Annotated in this window: 18 protein-coding genes; 16 read left to right on the forward strand and 2 right to left on the reverse strand. The window is 66.5% G+C overall.

All coding sequences use genetic code 11. The features are described from left to right. The 8 genes from ATE70_RS20915 to ATE70_RS20950 all read left to right on the forward strand — a co-directional run. Positions 1 to 572, forward strand: a 572-nt coding sequence (locus ATE70_RS20915) for a DUF4129 domain-containing protein (protein ID WP_058539585.1), incomplete at its 5' end; no start/stop codon positions are given. After that, positions 569 to 1804 carry a DUF4350 domain-containing protein gene (locus ATE70_RS20920; RefSeq protein WP_058539586.1) on the forward strand — a complete coding sequence of 412 codons (1236 nt, stop codon included), beginning with the start codon at positions 569 to 571 and terminating at the stop codon, positions 1802 to 1804. The genes ATE70_RS20915 and ATE70_RS20920, both read left to right, overlap by 4 nt. Next, positions 1794 to 2756: an AAA family ATPase gene (locus tag ATE70_RS20925; protein ID WP_082639972.1), complete on the forward strand. Its 963-nt coding sequence runs from the start codon at positions 1794 to 1796 to the stop codon at positions 2754 to 2756. The genes ATE70_RS20920 and ATE70_RS20925 overlap by 11 nt, the downstream gene beginning before the upstream one ends. A gap of 160 nt (positions 2757 to 2916) precedes the next feature. Further along, positions 2917 to 4233, forward strand: a complete 1317-nt coding sequence (locus ATE70_RS20930; protein ID WP_058539505.1) for a DUF58 domain-containing protein — start codon at positions 2917 to 2919, stop codon at positions 4231 to 4233. Next, the gene (locus ATE70_RS20935) at positions 4230 to 5270 is read left to right on the forward strand and encodes a stage II sporulation protein M (protein ID WP_082639970.1); all 1041 of its coding nucleotides are present in this window, start codon (positions 4230 to 4232) and stop codon (positions 5268 to 5270) included. The genes ATE70_RS20930 and ATE70_RS20935 overlap by 4 nt, the downstream gene beginning before the upstream one ends. Then, positions 5267 to 6139 carry an RDD family protein gene (locus tag ATE70_RS20940; protein ID WP_058539506.1) on the forward strand — a complete coding sequence of 291 codons (873 nt, stop codon included), beginning with the start codon at positions 5267 to 5269 and terminating at the stop codon, positions 6137 to 6139. The genes ATE70_RS20935 and ATE70_RS20940 overlap by 4 nt, the downstream gene beginning before the upstream one ends. Continuing rightward, on the forward strand, positions 6126 to 6827 hold the full coding sequence (locus tag ATE70_RS20945) for a nitroreductase (protein WP_058539507.1): 702 nt from the start codon (positions 6126 to 6128) through the stop codon (positions 6825 to 6827). Before ATE70_RS20940 ends, ATE70_RS20945 begins: the two co-directional genes overlap by 14 nt. Before the next feature lie 2 nt (positions 6828 to 6829). Further along, positions 6830 to 7333, forward strand: coding sequence for a hypothetical protein (locus ATE70_RS20950; RefSeq protein WP_058539508.1), 504 nt, complete (start codon positions 6830 to 6832; stop codon positions 7331 to 7333). A gap of 352 nt (positions 7334 to 7685) precedes the next feature. Here ATE70_RS20950 and ATE70_RS20955 read toward each other — a convergent pair whose 3' ends face one another. After that, positions 7686 to 8120: a hypothetical protein gene (locus ATE70_RS20955; protein ID WP_058539509.1), complete on the reverse strand. Its 435-nt coding sequence runs from the start codon at positions 8118 to 8120 to the stop codon at positions 7686 to 7688. 107 nt (positions 8121 to 8227) lie between these two features. Here ATE70_RS20955 and gyrB point away from each other — a divergent pair, with 107 nt between their 5' ends. Both gyrB and ATE70_RS20965 read left to right on the forward strand, forming a co-directional pair. Then, entirely contained in the window at positions 8228 to 10804 is a 2577-nt protein-coding gene (gene gyrB, locus ATE70_RS20960) for a DNA topoisomerase (ATP-hydrolyzing) subunit B (RefSeq protein ID WP_058539510.1), read from the forward strand. Between the two features lie 151 nt (positions 10805 to 10955). Continuing rightward, positions 10956 to 11348: a septal ring lytic transglycosylase RlpA family protein gene (locus ATE70_RS20965; protein WP_331458866.1), complete on the forward strand. Its 393-nt coding sequence runs from the start codon at positions 10956 to 10958 to the stop codon at positions 11346 to 11348. 173 nt (positions 11349 to 11521) lie between these two features. Here ATE70_RS20965 and ATE70_RS20970 read toward each other — a convergent pair whose 3' ends face one another. Continuing rightward, positions 11522 to 12451 carry a glutaminase gene (locus ATE70_RS20970; protein ID WP_058539512.1) on the reverse strand — a complete coding sequence of 310 codons (930 nt, stop codon included), beginning with the start codon at positions 12449 to 12451 and terminating at the stop codon, positions 11522 to 11524. A gap of 100 nt (positions 12452 to 12551) precedes the next feature. Between ATE70_RS20970 and ATE70_RS20975 the strand changes: the two genes are divergently transcribed. The 6 genes from ATE70_RS20975 to pdeM all read left to right on the forward strand — a co-directional run bounded on the left by ATE70_RS20975 (position 12552) and on the right by pdeM (position 18269). Beyond that, positions 12552 to 13025, forward strand: a complete 474-nt coding sequence (locus tag ATE70_RS20975; RefSeq protein WP_058539513.1) for a VOC family protein — start codon at positions 12552 to 12554, stop codon at positions 13023 to 13025. Beyond that, positions 13022 to 13348, forward strand: a complete 327-nt coding sequence (locus tag ATE70_RS20980; protein WP_058539514.1) for an ArsR/SmtB family transcription factor — start codon at positions 13022 to 13024, stop codon at positions 13346 to 13348. Before ATE70_RS20975 ends, ATE70_RS20980 begins: the two co-directional genes overlap by 4 nt. Beyond that, complete coding sequence (locus ATE70_RS20985) at positions 13345 to 13812, forward strand: SRPBCC domain-containing protein (protein ID WP_058539515.1); 468 nt, start codon at positions 13345 to 13347, stop codon at positions 13810 to 13812. Before ATE70_RS20980 ends, ATE70_RS20985 begins: the two co-directional genes overlap by 4 nt. A gap of 181 nt (positions 13813 to 13993) precedes the next feature. After that, on the forward strand, positions 13994 to 16402 hold the full coding sequence (locus ATE70_RS20990) for a ligase-associated DNA damage response DEXH box helicase (protein WP_058539516.1): 2409 nt from the start codon (positions 13994 to 13996) through the stop codon (positions 16400 to 16402). An 84-nt stretch (positions 16403 to 16486) separates the two neighbouring features. Then, on the forward strand, positions 16487 to 17512 hold the full coding sequence (locus tag ATE70_RS20995; RefSeq protein ID WP_058539517.1) for a retroviral-like aspartic protease family protein: 1026 nt from the start codon (positions 16487 to 16489) through the stop codon (positions 17510 to 17512). 40 nt (positions 17513 to 17552) lie between these two features. Then, positions 17553 to 18269, forward strand: a complete 717-nt coding sequence (gene pdeM / locus ATE70_RS21000) for a ligase-associated DNA damage response endonuclease PdeM (RefSeq protein ID WP_058539518.1) — start codon at positions 17553 to 17555, stop codon at positions 18267 to 18269. Positions 18270 to 18420 lie beyond the last annotated feature (151 nt).

The following is an 18420-nucleotide window of genomic DNA, read 5'->3' on the forward strand; positions in this document are numbered from 1 at the left end:
ATAGAGGAGGAAGAGCAGTACCAGCGCCACCGACGCCCGAGTGGCTGAAGTCGTTGCTCGACGCGATCGGCAGCTTTTTTAACTGGAGCGCCCCCGCCGCCAAGCCGCTGATGTGGATCGCGGTGGCGCTGGTACTGCTCTTCCTCCTCTATCATTTCGTCCCCGCCTTCGCGCGCTGGGTCGACAATCTGCCGTTCCGCCGCAAGGCCGGCGGTGACGACGCCGAGGACGCCGCCGGGCTGGCCGAAGCCGGCGCGGCGCGCGCGCTCCTCGCCGAGGCCGATGCGCTCGCTGCCGAGGGACGCTTTGCCGAAGCGGTGCATCTTCTGCTCTATCGCAGCGTCGAGGATATCGAGGGCCGCCGCCCCGGGCTCGTCAAACCCGCGATGACTTCGCGCGACCTCGCCGAAGCGCACGACCTGCCCGCGGTCGCACGGGGCGCGTTCAGCCGCATCGCGCGCGCGGTCGAGATCAGCCTGTTCGGGGGACGCGCCATCGACGCGACGGCGTGGGAGCGGTGCCGCAATGCTTATGCCGAACTGACGGTGCCAAAGAATTGGGCGCGGGCATGACCGACGACGCCGCGGGCGATCATGGCTTTAATCCGCGCCTGATCGCGGGGGTGGTGGCGATCGGCATCGTCGCCTTCATCGCACTTTGGGCGTTGATAGCGCTCGGTCCGCAAATCAGCAGCGGCAAGGACGGCGGCGGCCACGCCTTGTCCAAGGCGGCGCCCGGCTATGCCGGCATCGTCGACCTGCTCGAACGCGCCGGTGCCGATGTCGAGCTTCGCCGCCGCGTCGCCGCCTCGCGCTATGGCGAGAACCAGCCGCTGCTGATCCTGACCCCGACGCACCGCACCCGTGTCGAGGAACTGGCCGAATTGCTCGACATGCAGGGGGGCGCCCGCGCGATCGTCGTGCTGCCCAAATGGCAGACCGCCGCGATCCCGGGCCATACGCCGAAACCGGGCTGGGTCAGCCTGGGTTTTCCTGTCAAACCGCCGGCCAAGATGTTTCCCGCCGGTCGTTTCGGCAGCGTGCGTATCGAGGCGCGGCCGAGCAAGGCGCAGGCGGTGCCGGCCCATATTGCCGGGCGCAGTTTCACCGCGCACCTGCCGGCCAATGTACAAACGGTCGAAGGCCAGGTTCTAGAAACGCTGATCGCGGGGCCGAGCGGCGGCGCGGTGCTTGCCCGGGTCAGCGAGGGCGATCTCTATATCCTCGCCGACCCCGACCTTGTCGACAATTTCGCCTTTGCATCGCGCGACGGCGCGCTTGGCGCCGCCATGCTGATCGACGCCGTTGCCGAGGATGCCGACACCGACGCGCTGGCGTTCGACCTGACGCTGAACGGATTCGGCGGGCAGCGTTCGCTGCTGCGTTTCGCCTTCGTCCCGCCCTTCATCGGTATCACCCTCTGCCTGATCGCCGCGGGGCTGCTCGCGCTGTGGCAGGCGTGGATGCGGTTCGGCCCGGCGCTCAATCCCCGCCGCGCGATCCCGGTGTCGAAGGCGGCATTGATCGCGAACAGCGCCGACCTGATCCGGCAGGCGCGGCGCGAACTCGACGGCGCCGATGCCTTTGTGAAGAGCCAGCGCATCGCGATCGCGCGGCGGCTGCATGCCCCCGGCGGGCTCGACGCCGAAGCGACCGACCGCTGGATCGACAAGCATCTCGAGACGGGAAAAGAATCTTTCTCCAGCCTCGCGCGGCGCCTGCCGCTCGCGCGCAATACGCATGAGTTTCTAGAGGGCGCGCAAGCGCTGCACGACATCAGGAAGGATCTACTCCGTGACAGCTAATATCGAGAGCGTTCAGGCCCTCGGCGCAGCGATCGAGGGCGAGGTCGCCAAAGTCGTGTTCGGCCAGGGACCGCTCACCCGCATGGTGACAATCGCGCTGCTCGCGGGCGGGCATGTCCTGCTCGAAGGCCCGCCGGGAACCGCGAAGACGCTGCTCGCGCAGGCGTTCGCGCGCGCGACGGGGCTCGGTTTCGGGCGCATCCAGTTCACCCCCGACCTGATGCCGGGCGATATCCTCGGGTCGAACCTGTTCAACTTCCAGACGTCGAGCTTCACCCTCACCAAAGGTCCGATCTTTACCGAGCTGTTGCTCGCCGACGAAATCAACCGCACCCCGCCGAAGACGCAGGCCGCACTGCTCGAGGCGATGCAGGAGCGGCGCGTGACGATCAATGGCGAGGCGCATGTGATGAGCCCGCGCTTTACCGTGCTCGCGACGCAGAACCCGATCGAACAGCAGGGCGTCTATCCGCTGCCCGAGGCGCAGCTCGACCGCTTCCTGTTCAAGCTCGTGGTCGATTATCCCGCCGCCGACGAGGAACGACGCATCGTCGCCGACCATGGCGGGCGCTTCAAAAGCCCCGCGGTCGCCGATTTCGGCGTCACCGAGGTGGCGAACGCGAAGACGATCGAAGCCGCGATCGACACGATCGCCACGGTGCGGCTGGCCGACGAGATCGTCGATTATATCGTCCGCATCGTCCGCGCGACGCGCGAGAGCGCCGACCTTGAATGCGGCGCCAGCCCGCGCGCCGCGACCTTGCTCGCGCGCGCCGCCTGCGCCGCAGCGGCGCTCGACGGGCGCGATTATGTGATCCCCGACGACGTCCAGCGCCTCGCCGCCGGCGTCCTGCGCCACCGCGTCATCCTGTCGGCCGCCGCCGAAATCGAAGGGCGCAACGTCGAGCAGGTCGTCGCGGCGCTGCTCGAACGCGAGGACGCCCCGCGGTGATTGGGAACGACACACGATCCTCCCTGTGGCGAAGCCATGGGGAGGTGGCAGCGCGAAGCGCTGACGGAGGGGCTTTGGCGCTGCCGTCGCCGCCCCTCCACCACGCGCTTAGCGCGCGGTCCCCCTCCCCACGGCTGCGCCGCAGGGAGGATTTTTTGCAATGATCTACCCCACCCGGCGTGCGATCTATCTGCTGCTAGCGGGCGCCCCGATGGCGCTCGCGCTCGGGCTGATCCGGCCCGAGCTGTGGCTTGTCGCGCCCGGCTGGATCGGGGTGATCCTCGCCTGCCTGATCCTTGACACGATCGCGGGCGCCAACCCGCGTCACCTGAGCCTTGATGCGCGTTTTCCGCATCAGGTTGGGGTTGGCGACCCGTTCGACCTGTCGCTCACCGCGACCGGGAGAGCGGTGCCGCCGCGCGCCGAACTCGCGCTCGCACTCGACGAACGGCTTGCCGAGGGCGGGCGGCTCGCGAACGATATGCGCCGTACGGCCGTGGGCGACGCGCTCGCCCGCACCTTGACGCTCACCGCATCGCGGCGCGGGCAGGCGCGGGTCGAGGCGCTATGGCTCCGCTGGGCGGGGCCGCTCGGGCTCGTCTGGAAACAGCGCAAATTCGCGATCGACGGCGCGATCCAAATCGTCCCCAGCCTGCGCGCGGTGACCGACGAGGGCAGCCGGCTGTTCCAGCGCAACAGCTGGTTCGGCCTCCGCCAGCAACGCTTTCGCGGCGAAGGCACCGAATATGAGGCGCTCGCCGAATATCAGCCGGGAATGGACCGGCGCGCGATCGACTGGAATGCGTCGGCACGCCACGTCAAACTGCTCGCCAAGGAATATCGCGTCGAGCGCGACAACCGCGTCGTGCTCGCGATCGACAGCGGGCGGACGATGGCCGAGCCCGTCGGCGGCATGCCGCGCGTCGACCGCGCGGTGTCGGCGGCGCTGCTGCTCGCCTATGTCGGGCTGAAACTCAACGACCGGATCAGCTTCTTTTCCTTTGCCGCAAAGCCGCAGACGCTGACCCCCGCCTATATGCACACGCAGGATTTCCCGGCGTTGCAGCGCGCCGCGAGCCTGATCGACTATGCGCATGTCGAAAGCAATTTCACCCTCGCGCTGACGACCTTGTCGGCGCAGCTCAACCGCCGCTCGCTGATCATATTGTTCACCGAATTCACCGACGCGACGAGCGCCGACCTGATGATCCGCGCCGCCGGCCGGCTGGTGAAGAAGCACCGCCTGCTGTTCGTCGTGATCAAGGACGAAGAGGTCGAGGCCGAGGAGCGCCGCCGTCCCGAAAGCGGCGCCGACGTCACGCGCGCGAACGTCGCCGCGGCGATGCTGCGCGACCGGCAGCTGGTGATCGCACGGCTCCAGCGGCTCGGCGCCGACGTCATCGAGGTGCCCGCCGACGCGATGGGTGCGAGCGCGGTCGAAGCCTATCTCGGCATCAAAAGGGCGGGCAGCCTGTGATCCCGCCCGCCGCGCCCGCACGGCTCATCGACGCGCCGAGCTTTTCGACCAGCCGCTTTCGCGCCGAGCGCGAGGCCGACTGGATCGCCTTCGACCTGCTGCTCACCAAGCTCGAGAAGAAAGGCGCCGCCGCGCTGACCAGCGACGAGCTGTTGCAATTGCCCCTGCTCTATCGCGCCACGCTGTCGTCGCTGTCGATCGCGCGCGCGACGAGTCTCGACAAGGCGCTGCTCGATCATCTCGAGGCGCTGTCGATCCGCGGCTATTTCCTCGTCTATGGCGTGCGCGAAAGCCGCTGGAACCGCCTCCGCCGTTTCTTCCTCTACGACTGGCCTGCCGCGGTGCGATCGGTGTGGAAGGAGACATTGATCATTTCGCTGATCATCCTTCTCGGCGCGCTGACCAGCTATTCGCTCGTCGCGAGCAACCCCGAATGGTATTTCAACTTCGTCCCCGAAGAGATGTCGGGCGGCCGCGACCCGCGCGCGACGGCCGAGTTCCTGCAATCGACGCTGGGCCATGGCAAGGCGGCGGCGAGCAAGGGCGAGAGCGGGCTGCACGTCTTCGCGACCTATTTGTTCACGCACAACAGCCAGGTGTCGATCCTGTCCTTCGCGCTGGGCTTCGCATTCGGCGTGCCGACAATGATGCTCGAATATTATCAGGGCATCGGGCTCGGCGCGATGATGGCGGTCTTTTCGGCGAAGGGGCTGGGCTATGATTTCGGCGGCTGGCTGTTCATCCACGGCACCACCGAGCTGTTCGCCGCCGCGCTGTCGGGCGCCGCGGGCCTCAGGATCGGCACCGCGGTCGTCTTTCCCGGCGCGCGCGGACGGCTCCAGGCGGCGGCCGACGCTGGGCGCACCGCGGGCAAGGTGATGGTCGGGGTCATCCTGATGCTGTTCACCGCGGGCCTGCTCGAAGGCTTCGGCCGCCAGCTGATCACCGATACCTTGCTGCGCTATGCGATCGGCGCGCTGATGCTGTTGTTCTGGCTCGCTTATTATTACATCCCGCGGCGCGAGGATGTGACATGAGCGCCGCCGCAGAGACCAATGCCAGGCAGCGCGCCGCGCGCGCCAAAAAAATCCGTCAGTTCATCACGCCCGAAGGCGTCGACCTCGAATTGAAGATCGCGGGCTCGGGGCTGCGCTTCGGCGCGCTGCTGGTCGACCTCATCCTGATCCAGCTCGCGCTCCTGCTCTTCTGGCTGGCCGTGCTGTGGATCGGCGTCGCCTCGCAGTCGGATGTCACCGAGGTCATCTGGATGCTCGGCGCCTTTCTGCTGCGCACCTTCTGGTTCATCGGGTTCGAGCTCGGTTCGCGCGCGGCGACCCCGGGCAAAAGGCTGATGGGCATCCGCGTCGTCGCGCGCGATGGCGGGCGCCTTACCGCCGATGCGGTCGTCGCACGCAATTTGATCCGCGAGCTCGAAATCTTTCTGCCGCTGATGATGCTGGGGGTGGGCGTCGCCGAGGATGCGGTGTCGGGCTGGCTCATGCTGGCCGGCGTGCTCTGGTCGCTGACGCTCAGCCTGTTCCTGCTGTTCAACCGCGACCGGATGCGGATGGGCGACCTGATCGCGGGAACCTGGGTCGTGATGGCGCAGCGCGTGAAGCTCGACGCCGATATCGGGGTCGAGGCCGCGGGCGATGCGATGGTCTTCAGCGAGGCCGAACTCGCCGTCTATGGGATTTTCGAGCTGCAGGAACTCGAGCGCGTGCTGCGCGGCCGCGATCCGCGCGCGATGCGCGAGGTCGCCGACGCGATCCGCGCCAAGATCGGGCGCGCGATCGCCGAAGAGGATGACGTCTTCCTGCTTTCCTACTACCGCCAGCTGAAAGCCCGGCTCGAACGCAAATTGCTGTTCGGCAAGCGGCGAGAGGATAAATATGCCAGCGACTGACACCCCCGCAACTGAGAATGGCGTGACCCATGCGCTCCACGCGCGCCGTTCGGTGCGCGCCTTTACCGATCGGGCGGTCGATCAGGCTTTGCTCAAGGACATCTTCGCCGCCGCGCAGCGTGCGCCCTCGGGCGGCAACCTCCAGCCGTGGCAGGCAACATTGGTGACCGGCGCGCCGTGGCAGGCGGTGAAGGATGCGGTCGCCGCGCGAACCGCGATGGGGCGCGAGGGCTATGAGCCCGAATATGATATCTATCCGAAGGGGCTGACCGAACCGTGGGAAGCGCGCCGCTTCGGCGTCGGTGAAGCGCTCTACGCGTCGCTCGGCATCCCGCGCGAGGACAAGCGCGGGCGGATCGCTCAGTTCATGGACAATTACCGGGGTTTCGGCGCACCGGTGATGCTTTTCCTCCACTGTTCGCGCATCATGGGCCCGCCGCAATGGTCGGACATGGGCATGTGGCTGCAATCGGTGATGCTGCTGCTCGTCGAACATGGCCTCGCCAGTTGCCCGCAGGAATGCTGGGCAATGTACGGCGCAACGATCCGCCGCACGCTGGCGCTGGACGACGGGCAGATTTTGTTCACCGGGCTCGCGATCGGCTATGCCGATACCGAAGCGGCGGTGAATCAGTGGCCGGTGCCGCGCGCATCGATCGACGAAGTGATTGATTGGCAAGGATTTTAAAGATGATCAGCAAGCAACCGGGTTTTCGCTATGGCGCCCTGGGCGCGCTGATGCTCGTTATCGCGGGTTGCACCGCGATCCCGAAACCCGTCGCACCGCCGCCCCCGCAACCCGTCGCACCCGCGCCAACTCCGGCTCCGCTGCCGACCCCGACATCGGGCTGGGAAGACCGCGCGGTCAACGCCGGCGCGTGGCGCTATGATGCGGGCAGCCGTACCGCCGCGTTCGTCCCGACGGGCAGCGCGAACCCGCTGCTCAGCCTGACGTGCAGCGGCGGCGGCATCCGGATGACATCGGCGCTCGCGGGCGATGTCAGCCTGCGCACCAGCGCGGGGACCGACCGGATCCGCTTCGACGGCGGCAGCGCCAATCTCGCAAACCGCGACCCGCGGCTCGACCGCATCGCCTTCAGCCGCGGCCGCTTCGCGCTCGAAACGCCCGGCGGCGGCGCGATGACGCTGCCCGTGCAGTCCGAAATCGGCCGCGTGATCGAGGATTGCCGGTAAAAAAATCCTCCCTGTCGTGCAGCGATGGGGAGGGGGACCGCTTGCGAAGCAAGTGGTGGAGGGGCCGCGACGGTAGCGCCAAAGCCCCTCCGTCAGCGCTTCGCGCTGCCACCTCCCCATGGCTGCGCCACAGGGAGGACTATTCGAGAACGACGCTTTCCTACATTATCCGGCTGTGCCAGCCTGACCGCTGGCTCTTTGAATCGTCGATCATCACCTGCGCACGGGCAATATCCCGCACAGACCTTAACACGACAAAGGAGACAGTTTCGGCGCGTTCATGGGTATCCTTTGTCGCCTTAAAGCCACAAAAGGCACAAATCGAACCCGCGCATGCGGGGCTTTTGTGGCTTTAACCGCCCAGCTGCACCGTTCCGCCCTTGATCCAGCCCCAGCGGCACGGCCCCTGATATTCGCGCGCATTGGGCACCGACTTGCCGACGCCGCACATATCGGGATCGGTGCCGGGGGCGGCGAAGACGACGCCGAACCAGGCGTCATTCTCGGCCGCTTCGCACAGCGACACATTCGCGCCGCCGGCGAGCTTCGCCTTGACCGCACGCGTTTCGGCCGGCGCCCAATAGACGTCGGTGCCGCCCGTCTTGACGCGGCTGATGCTCGAACAGGCGGGCAGGCTCGGCCCTTCGGTGCCGATCATCACCGCGCGCGTAGCAATGGGTTCGCCGGCAACCGCGGGGGCGTTTTCGGTGGGTGGCGCGGGCTGGCTGCACGCGGCGAGCGCGGCGGTCAGAAGGGCGGCGGCGGGGAAGACGAGACGATGTTTCATGCCTCTGAAACTAGCCGCCGCGACGCCCCCGCGCAACGCTCGTCGCGACACGACCGAGAGCCGCATTTTCGCTTGGGTTTTGCTGCCTTCGACCCTATATAATCGCTATGACGGACACCCCAGAAAATACGGCGCCGGTCGCGCCCGCCAACCAGCCCAACACAAACGCCTATGGCGCCGATTCGATCAAGGTTCTGAAGGGCCTCGACGCGGTGCGCAAACGCCCGGGCATGTATATCGGCGACACCGACGACGGGTCGGGCCTGCACCACATGGTGTTCGAGGTTTCGGACAATGCGATCGACGAGGCGCTTGCGGGGCATTGCGACCTTGTGCTGATCACGCTCAACAGCGACGGATCGGTCAGCGTCGAGGATAATGGCCGCGGCATCCCGACGGGTATCCACGCCGAGGAAGGCATTTCGGCGGCCGAGGTCATCATGACCCAGCTCCACGCCGGCGGGAAGTTCGAGAACACCAGCGACGACAATGCGTACAAGGTGTCGGGCGGACTGCATGGCGTCGGCGTCAGCGTCGTCAACGCGCTCAGCGAATGGCTCGAACTCACGATCTGGCGCGACGGCGAAGAGCATTGGATGCGCTTCGAACATGGCGATTCGGTCGGCCCGCTCAAGGTCAACGGCCCTGCCCCCGCGGGCAAGAAGGGCACGCGCGTCACCTTTCAGGCGTCGACCGAGACGTTCAAGAATGTTCTCGAATTCGATTTCGAGAAGCTTGAGCATCGCTATCGCGAACTCGCCTTCCTCAACTCGGGCGTCCGCATCAAGCTCGTCGACGCACGCCATGCCGAGCATGTCAGCCATGATCTGTTCTACGAAGGCGGCATCGGCGCGTTCGTGCGCTATCTCGACCGCAACAAGACCGCGCTGCTCCCCGACCCGATCGCGATCAGCAGCGAGCGCGACGGCATCGGTATCGACGTCGCGCTCGAGTGGAACGACAGCTATTACGAAAATGTCCTCTGCTTCACGAACAACATCCCGCAGCGCGACGGCGGCACGCACCTCGCCGCGTTCCGCGCCGCGCTGACGCGCACGCTCAACGGCTATGGCGACAAGTCGGGCATCCTCAAGAAAGAGAAGGTCTCGCTGACCGGCGAGGATATGCGCGAAGGGCTCACCGCGATCGTGTCGGTCAAGCTGCCCGATCCCAAATTCTCGTCGCAGACCAAGGACAAGCTGGTCAGCAGCGAAGTGCGCCAGCCGCTCGAAAGCCTGATGGCCGACCGGATGACCGAATGGCTCGAGGAAAATCCCGCCTATGCCAAGGCGGTAATCCAGAAGGTCATCGACGCCGCCGCGGCGCGCGAAGCCGCGAAAAAGGCGCGCGAACTGACGCGGCGCAAGGGCGCGATGGACATCGCCTCGCTCCCCGGCAAGCTCGCCGACTGCCAGGAACGCGACCCCACCAAATGCGAACTCTTCCTCGTCGAGGGCGATTCGGCAGGCGGATCGGCGAAGCAGGGTCGTGACCGCAAGGTTCAGGCAATCCTGCCGCTCAAGGGCAAGATCCTGAACGTCGAGCGCGCGCGTTTCGACCGCATCATCTCGTCGAAGGAAGTCGGGACGTTGATCCAGGCGCTCGGGACGGGCATCCGCGACGAGTTCAACCTCGAGAAACTGCGCTATCACAAGATCGTCATCATGACCGACGCCGACGTCGACGGCGCGCATATCCGCACGCTCTTGCTCACCTTCTTCTATCGCCAGATGCCCGAGATCATCGAGGGCGGCCACCTCTACATCGCCCAGCCGCCGCTCTATAAAGTCGCGAAGGGGCGCAGCGAAGTGTATCTGAAGGATGATACCGCGCTCGAAAACTACCTTGTCGACGGCGGTATCGATGCACTGATGTTAGAGACCACGGGCGGTGCGCGGTCGGGCGCGGACCTCCGCGACCTGATCGAGCATGGCCGGCGTCTGCGCGCGCTGATGCGTTATGTCCCGCGCGGCCATAATTATGAACTCATCGAAGCCCTGGCGCTGAACGGCGCGCTCGATCCCGAGCTCGACAGCGCTGGCCGCACCGCGGCGGGCGTGCGCGCGGCCGAATGGCTCAATGCCGCCGAACGCGCGCTGACCGGGGGCGCCGAAGCGAAATGGACGATCGTCGCGGCGGGCGGCGGTTATACGCTCGAAAAGCGCTGGCGCGGGGTCAGCGACCATCATGCGGTCGACGCCGCTTTCCTCGCGAGCCAAGAGGCGCGCCGCCTGCACAAGCTCGCGGGCGAACAGGCCGACACCTACGCGCATCCGGGCCGTCTGGTGAAGGGCAGCAGCGCCGCGGCAATGGTCGCCGACGCCGCCGCGCTGGCGGCCGCCGAGGCGGCCGAAGACGCCGCCGAAGCGAGCGACAGCGACCTGCCCGCCGCGACCGCCGGCAAGGTCACGCCGATCACGCGGCCGTCCGAACTGCTCGAGGCGATTTTCGCGCACAGCCGCAAGGGTCTGGCGATCAGCCGCTACAAGGGGTTGGGCGAGATGAATGCCGAGCAGCTCTGGGAAACGACGCTCGACCCGTCGAACCGTTCGCTGCTCCGCGTCGAGGCCGAACAAGCCGATGTCGCGCACGAAATCTTCGAACGATTGATGGGCGACGAGGTCGAACCGCGGCGCGATTTCATTCAGACGAACGCACTGTCGGTGGCGAATCTGGACGTCTAAGTTCAGTTATTATTCGGTTAAAACCGAACAAATCGCACATCCGGACGCAAAATCACTTCAATCCAACGCGCGGCGGCTTGCCTTGGCAGGCCGCCGCTGCTTTTGGCGCCTCCTCTGACAAGGGGATGATGTCATGCGGGTCTTTTCTGCCATGATGATGCCGCTTCTGCTCACGGTCTCGGCCGCGGCGCAAGAAGTCGAAGTCACCGACAATCCGATCGCCGACATTGTCGACGAAACAGAAACCGAAATCGGCGGCGGCGTGGCGAGCTATTACGGCAACGAACTTGCCGGAAACCGCACCGCGAGCGGTGAACGCTTCGACCCCGGCCAGCTCACCGCAGCGCATCGCTCGCTTCCCTTCGGCAGCATGGTGCGCGTCACCAACACCTCGAACGGCGACAGCGTCGTGGTACGCATCAACGACCGCGGCCCCTTTTCGCGCGGCCGCGTGATCGACGTCAGCCACGCCGCGGCACGCGAAATCGGCATGCAACGCAGCGGCACCGCGCGCGTGAAGCTGGCGCTTCTCAACGACGATTAAGCCATGCTGGCAACCGGCTCCTACCGACCGATTGTGGACCTTCTTCTCATCGTCATCCCGGACTTGATCCGGGATCCATAGCCGCGCCGTCGTCGTGGATCCCGGATCAAGTCCGGGATGACGAAGTTGGGATAGCAAACGTCCGCTCACCACCCCCCAGCTCCCGCTCCCCGCTAATCGAACACCGACCACCCCGCCGCATAGGCGAAATGCTCGAGCGCGACCGCACCCGCCAATGACGTGCCCGCCTCGTTAAGCGCGGGCGACCAGACCGCGATCGATCCCTGCCCCGGCGCGATGCACAATATGCCGCCGCCGACGCCGCTCTTGCCCGGCAGGCCGACGCGAAAGGCGAATTCGCCGCTATTGTCGTAATGGCCGCAGAGCATCATGATCGCGTTGATGCGCCGCGCGCGGTGCGGCTCGATCAGCTGATCTCCGGTGCGCGGATCGCGGCCCTCCATTGCGAGGAAGAGTCCGGCGCGCGCGAGCTGGCGGCACGACATGGCGATCGCACACTGGCGAAAATAGACGCCGACCACCGTTTCCACGGGGTGCTTCAGGTTTCCGAACGCGTCCATGAAATGCGACAGGCTGCGGTTGCGCGCGCCGGTTTCGGATTCGGAGAAAGCGACGTCGAAATCGATCCCGACGTCTTCGTCGTTTGCCCGCGCGCGCATGAAATCGACGATCTCGTCGGCGACCGCGTCGCCGCTGCGCCCGTCGATCAGCCGGTCGGTGGTCGCGAGCGCGCCCGCGTTGATCAGCGGGTTGCGCGGGATACCATGCTCACTTTCGAGCTGGACGATCGAGTTGAACGCCGATCCCGAAGGCTCGCGCCCGACGCTGTCCCACAGCGAACTGCCGACACGGCGCAGCGCGAGCGCGAGCGTAAAGACCTTTGACACCGACTGGATCGAGAAGGGCTCGTCGGCGTCGCCCGAGGTGTGGACGGTGCCGTCGGGGAGCGCGAGCGCGAAGCCGAGCTTGTTCGGATCGACCTTGGCGAGTGCCGGAATATAGTCGGCGACGCAGCCTTGGCCGAGATGCGCCGCAGCGAGCTTCATCGCCTCGTCGATATGGTTGCGCAGATCGTCGGTCATGGCGCTTCGCCTAGCATAATCAATGCGCGAAGGATGTATTTTCATTTTTCTAGAAATATTCTATGAAATGGCAATTAACTAGCGACTCGGGAGAAGAGACATGGTCGATCATCCGCGCGGCAAGGGGCTTTCGAGCGCCGTCAGTTACCAAGACAGCAAGGCGGCGTTTCGCTGGCTGGAGGAAGCGTTCGGTTTCGAACCGCTTTTCGTGCTGCTCGACGCCGACGGCAATCTCGCCCATTCGGAAATGGGCTTTGGCACATCGACGTTGATGGTCGGCAGCGAATGGTCCGACGATCACAAGAGCCCCAAATCGATTGGCGGCAAGAACACGCAGTCGGTGCATATCCAGTTGGCAGTGGGCGAGGATATCGACGCGCATTGCGAAAAGGCGCGCGCGGCGGGGGCCGACATCATCGCCGAGCCCGAAACGCAATTTTACGGCGACCGCAGCTACCGTGCCAAGGATCCCGAGGGCCATATCTGGACCTTTGGCGTGACGGTCGAGGCGAAGACCGCCGAGCAGTGGGACGCCGAGGGCGGATTCACTACGAAGACGCGGCTCGACGATTGAGCGCCGCGCTCGACCGGATGCTGGGCGCGCTCGCCGATCCGAAACGGCGGCGCGCGATCGAGCTGCTGGGCGAGCGCCCGCGCAGCGCGGGCGAACTCGCGGGCGAACTCGGCCTCGCGCCGCCCGCGATGAGCCGCCATTTGCGCGCGCTGAAGGAAGGCGGGCTCGTCGAGGACGGCCATCCGGCCTTCGACGCGCGCGTGCGCATCTATTCGCTCAAGGACGGTGCGACCGCCGAGCTCAAACAATGGCTGGTCGAGACCGAGGCGCTGTGGTCCCACCAGCTCGCGGCATTCAAGGCCCACGTCGAGAGTGACGCATGACCGCTGCGGTGATCGTCGCCTTGCGTATCGGTGTGACGCCCGACGTCGCCTTTACCGCCTTCACGCGCGATATCGGGCTATGGTGGAAGAGCCATCCCCTGTTCCAGCTGTCGCGGCGCGGCGACGGCGCTTTGCGCTTCGACCCCGCGGGGCCGGACGGGCGGCTCGTGACGCGCTTCGACGACGGCAAAGAGTGGGAGATTGGCGCGGTACATCACTGGCTGCCGGGCGAGCGGCTGGCGTTCGGCTGGCGGCTACCGAGTTTCAAGGCCGATCAGGCGACCGAGGTCGATGTGCGCTTCGAGGCGGTCGGCGACGAGACGCGCGTAACAGTCGAGCATCGCGGCTGGGACAGCATCCCGCAGAAACATGTCGCGCGGCACGGTTTCGAGCTGATGCTGTTCCAGCGAAGGTTGGGCGAGTTTTGGCGAGGGTTGCTCAAGGGGATGGAAGCGGGGCTTTAGTCCCCCTCCCGCTTTGCGGGAGGGGCTAGGGGAGGGCATGTCAAATAGCGGTCGCGGCCGAAACAGGCCCTCCCCCGACCCCTCCCGCAAGCGGAAGGGGAGAAGAAGCGTCCGCAACCGGTCGTTAGCTGACGGCGAGAGAAAGATTGCGCGCGCCTCTCGCGCGCCCCACGTTCCACATATGCCCCTCCCGGCCCCTTTCATCGACTGGTTCGCCGCGCGCGGGTGGCGGCTCAGGCGGCATCAGGCCGACATGCTCGCCGCAGGCGAACGCGGCGAAAGCGCGTTGCTCGTCGCCGCGACGGGGGCGGGCAAGACGCTGTCGGGGTTTCTGCCGACGCTCGTCGATCTGGCGCGGCATCCGACCGATCGGCTGCACACGCTGTACGTATCGCCGCTCAAAGCCCTTGCGGCCGACGTCGAGCGCAACCTCCTCGGCCCGATCGCCGAGATGGAACTCGACATCAGCGTCGAGAGCCGCAGCGGCGACACATCGTCGGACAAGAAGGCGCGCCAGCGCAGCCGGCCACCGAACATCCTGCTGACGACCCCCGAATCGCTGTCGCTGCTGCTGTCCTATCCCGACAGTTTCACGATGTTCGCCGATTTGAAGACCGTGGTGATCGACGAAATCCACGCTTTTGCGCCCGGCAAGCGCGGCGACCTGCTCAGCCTCGCGCTGTCGCGGCTCCAGGCGATCGCGCCGGGGCTGCGCCGCGTCGGCCTGTCGGCGACGATCGCCGACACCACCGCCTATCGCAGCTGGCTCGCGCCGAACGGCGATGCGGAGGCGGTGACGCTCGTCGAGGGCGAGGCCGGCGCCGATCCCGAGATCGGCATATTGCTGCCCGAGGGTGCGGTGCCTTGGGCCGGGCATTCGGGGCGCTGGGCGGTGCATCAGGTGATGGATGAGGTCGCGAAGAACCGCACGACGATCATCTTCTGCAACACGCGCGGGCTCGCCGAGCTGATTTTTCAGGAGCTGTGGAAGGTCAACGACCTGTCGCTTCCGATCGCGATCCACCACGGCAGCCTCGACCGCGAGGCGCGGCTGCGCGCCGAGGCGGCGATGGCCGAAGGACGGCTGCGCGCGCTCGTCGCGACGTCGAGCCTCGACCTCGGGCTCGACTGGGGCGACGTCGATTGCGTGATCCAGATGGGGGCGCCGAAGGGCTCGTCGCGGCTGCTCCAGCGCATCGGGCGCGCGAACCACCGGCTCGACGAGCCGAGCAAGGCGCTGATCGTGCCGGGCAACCGCTTCGAATATCTCGAGGCGCGCGCGGCCTTGGATGCCGTCGAGGCGGGAGAGCGCGACGCCGACCGCTTTCGCCCCGGCGCGCTCGACGTGCTCGCGCAGCATGTGATGGCGCTCGCGTGCGCGGCGCCGTTCAAGGAGGATGCGCTGCTCGCCGAAATCCGCTCGGCGGCGTCCTATCGATGGATCGATGCGCCGACCTTCACGCGGTTGCTCGGCTTCGTGCGCGATGGGGGCTATGCGCTCAAAAGCTATGATCGCTTCCGCCGCCTCGCGCCCGACGGGCAGGGCGGCTGGCGCATCGCGCATCCGCGGCTGGCGGTGCAGCACCGGCTCAACGCCGGGATCATCGTCGAGGCGCCGATGGCCGATGTGCGGTTCAAAAACGGCCGGCGGCTCGGCAAGGTCGAGGAATATTTCGCGAGCACGCTGTCACCCGGCGACACCTTCGCCTTCGCCGGCCTCAGCCTCGAGGTCGAGGCGATCCGCGACACCGACCTGATCGTACGCGCGACAACGCGTCCGGCGCGCATCCCGAGCTATATGGGTGCGCGCCTCGCGATCTCGACGCGCCTCGCCGACCGGGTGCGGCTGTTCCTCGCCGACCCGGCGAGCTGGCAGCGCTTTCCCGAGGATGTCCGCTTCTGGCTGGAGATGCAGGCGCTGCGATCGGCGCTGCCGCGCCCCGGCGAGCTGCTCGTCGAGACCTTCCCGCACGAGGGCAATCATTATCTCGTCTGCTATCCGTTCGAGGGGTGGAACGCGCACCAGTCGCTGGGCATGCTGATCACCAAGCGCATGGAGCGCGCGGGGTTGCAGCCGCTGGGCTTCGTCGCGTCGGATTATGCGATCGCGATCTGGTCGCTGCGGCCCGTCGCGTATCCGCAGAATCTGTTCGATGCCGAGATCCTGTCCGAAGAGTTCGTCGAATGGGTCGAGCGGTCGCACCTCCTGAAGCGCGCCTTCCGCGAGGTCGCGGTGATCGGCGGGCTGATCGAGCGCCAGCATCCGGGCAAGCGCAAGACGGGCAAGCAGGTGACCTTTTCGACCGACCTGATCTTCGACGTGCTGCGCAAATATGAACCCGACCACCTGTTGTTGGAGGCCGCGTGGGCCGACGCACGCGAACGGCTGACCGACGTGGCGCGGCTCGGCGACCTGCTCGACCGCGCGGCGGGAACGATGCTGCACCGGACGCTCGACCGGATCAGTCCGCTCGCGATCCCGGTGCTCGTGCTGATCGGGCGCGAAAATGTCGCGGCCGCCGATATCGACGACGCGCTGCTGGGCGAATTGGCAGACAGCTTGGCGGAAGAAGCCATGCGCCCCGGATAAGGCGGCGCGGCGCATCCGGCGTTTCGCTTGCTGCGACGCGCGATGAGGCGTAGATTACGCCTAAACATAATGAGGATGCCAGCGATGACCCAAGCTATCCAGCGGTCCGTCCTGTTCGCGCTGCTGCTCGCCGCCCCCGCGCTGATTGGCGCGACCCCGGCTCCCGCCGATCCGCCCCCCGTTCCGGCACCGGCCGGCGACATCGTCGCGCCGCCGGTGACGGTGGTGCCCTTTATCCAGCCGTTCGACCTTGATGCATCGCGGCGCATGTCGGTAAAGGTCATGGTTGGGGGCAAGGGGCCCTTCTCCTTCCTCGTCGACACCGGCGCCGAGCGAACGGTGATCGCCCGCGAACTTGCCCAAAGGCTGGGACTGGCCGAGGGAGCGAAGTTACGGCTCGCCACGATCGGCGGCGCGGCGACGGTGCCCAGCTACCGCGTCGCCGCGCTGCAGATGTCGAACCTGCACCTCGCCTCAGTCGAAGCGCCCGCCTTTTTCGGGAGGCATATCGGCGCCGCGGGGCTGATCGGGGTCGACATGCTCGAAGAACGGCGCGTGCTGATCGATTTCCGCAAGGAAAGCATGCAGATATTGGAAACGCGCCGCCGCGCGCCGTCGCTCATCAAGGACGATGACGCGATCGTCGTCACCGCGCGCAATTCGGCGGGGCGCCTGATCCTGTCCGACGCGCGGTTGAACGGCAAACGCATCGACGTGATCGTCGACACCGGAGCGCAGACGAGCGTCGGCAATATGGCGTTGCAAAGGCTGGTCGCGAGCAAGCGCGCCAACCGTTTTCCCTTTGAGGCGACGATCCTCGACGCGGTCACGGGCGAGGCGGTGCCCGCAACGCGCACCGCGATCAAACGCATCGTGATCAACGGCATGGACGTCAACGACCTGCCGGTGAGTTTCGCCGACGGCCAGGCGTTCCGCGCGCTGGGCCTGCACGAACGGCCCGCCCTGCTGTTGGGGATGGACAGCCTGTCGATGTTCGACCGGGTCGAAATCGATTTCCCGAACAAGCGCGTCGTGTTCGACCTGCCCGACGGGGCGCATCGCGAGTCCGGCCAACGCTTCGCCGCAAATGGGATCGCCGCAGGAGGCTAGGGCGCTTGCGGCGGGGTGCCGCCGCAGCCATAGCGGATGTATGTCCGCCGCCGCGACCTTCGATTTTGCAGGCCAGCAGTTTCAGATGCTGCCCGACCGGGCGCTGTTCTGGCCGCGCCACGGCGCGCTGATCGTCGCCGACCTGCATCTGGAGAAAGCAAGCTGGTACGCCGCGCTCGGCCAGCCGCTGCCGCCTTATGACAGCCATGACACGCTCGACCGGCTCGCCGCGCTCGCGGCCGAAACCGGTGCGCGCGCGATCTGGTGCCTCGGCGACAGTTTTCACGACCAGGGCGCGGCGGAGCGCATCGTCCCCGCGGTCGCCGATCGCCTGTTCGGGCAGGCCGCGTCGGCGAAGCTGCTGTGGATCGCGGGCAATCACGACGGGCTGACCGGCGGCGCGTGGGGAGGCGAGGTCGCCGACGAGCTGGTGATCGACGGCATCGTTTTTCGCCACCAAAGCATAGGCCGCGAAACGCGGCCGGAAATTTCGGGGCATTTCCATCCCAAATTGCGGCTCAACATCCGCGGCCGTTCGGTGTCCCGCCCCTGTTTCGCGGGCGATGGACAGCGCCTGATCCTTCCCGCTTTCGGTGCGCTGACGGGCGGGCTCGCGGTCGACGACGCGGTCATCGCCGCGAATTTTTCCGGTGCGTATGAGGCGATGCTGGTCGCTCGCGGCCGCCGGCTCTGCTTTCCTTGCCCCGGCCGGGCGGCCGATGACGCTACGGCAAGCCGTGCGCTTGCCACTCGCTAGACCCTAAGCCCCGCCGAACAGGCGCTTTTCCGCCTGTGGCCAAAAAGCATCACCCCGTCAAAAACGACGCAAATACGTGCCCCCCGCTGGATCGGCCGCGCAATTGAGTTATGCTCCGACCGCAACAAAAATAAATAAATGTTGAGAGGAG

It is taken from the genome of Sphingopyxis sp. H053, assembly GCF_001468225.1.
Classification (GTDB): Bacteria; Pseudomonadota; Alphaproteobacteria; order Sphingomonadales; family Sphingomonadaceae; genus Sphingopyxis.

Excerpts from the sequence above, each read along its gene's own strand:
- ATE70_RS20990 (WP_058539516.1), top strand. The coding sequence starts at position 13,994 with ATGCCCCTCCCGGCCCCTTTCATCGACTGGTTCGCCGCGCGCGGGTGG.
- ATE70_RS20920 (WP_058539586.1), top strand. The coding sequence starts at position 569 with ATGACCGACGACGCCGCGGGCGATCATGGCTTTAATCCGCGCCTGATC.
- ATE70_RS20950 (WP_058539508.1), top strand. The coding sequence starts at position 6,830 with ATGATCAGCAAGCAACCGGGTTTTCGCTATGGCGCCCTGGGCGCGCTG.
- ATE70_RS20940 (WP_058539506.1), top strand. The coding sequence starts at position 5,267 with ATGAGCGCCGCCGCAGAGACCAATGCCAGGCAGCGCGCCGCGCGCGCC.
- gyrB (WP_058539510.1), top strand. The coding sequence starts at position 8,228 with ATGACGGACACCCCAGAAAATACGGCGCCGGTCGCGCCCGCCAACCAG.
- ATE70_RS20965 (WP_331458866.1), top strand. The coding sequence starts at position 10,956 with ATGATGATGCCGCTTCTGCTCACGGTCTCGGCCGCGGCGCAAGAAGTC.
- ATE70_RS20930 (WP_058539505.1), top strand. The coding sequence starts at position 2,917 with ATGATCTACCCCACCCGGCGTGCGATCTATCTGCTGCTAGCGGGCGCC.
- ATE70_RS20975 (WP_058539513.1), top strand. The coding sequence starts at position 12,552 with ATGGTCGATCATCCGCGCGGCAAGGGGCTTTCGAGCGCCGTCAGTTAC.
- pdeM (WP_058539518.1), top strand. The coding sequence starts at position 17,553 with ATGTCCGCCGCCGCGACCTTCGATTTTGCAGGCCAGCAGTTTCAGATG.
- ATE70_RS20970 (WP_058539512.1), bottom strand. The coding sequence starts at position 12,451 with ATGACCGACGATCTGCGCAACCATATCGACGAGGCGATGAAGCTCGCT.
- ATE70_RS20945 (WP_058539507.1), top strand. The coding sequence starts at position 6,126 with ATGCCAGCGACTGACACCCCCGCAACTGAGAATGGCGTGACCCATGCG.
- ATE70_RS20995 (WP_058539517.1), top strand. The coding sequence starts at position 16,487 with ATGACCCAAGCTATCCAGCGGTCCGTCCTGTTCGCGCTGCTGCTCGCC.
- ATE70_RS20985 (WP_058539515.1), top strand. The coding sequence starts at position 13,345 with ATGACCGCTGCGGTGATCGTCGCCTTGCGTATCGGTGTGACGCCCGAC.
- ATE70_RS20955 (WP_058539509.1), bottom strand. The coding sequence starts at position 8,120 with ATGAAACATCGTCTCGTCTTCCCCGCCGCCGCCCTTCTGACCGCCGCG.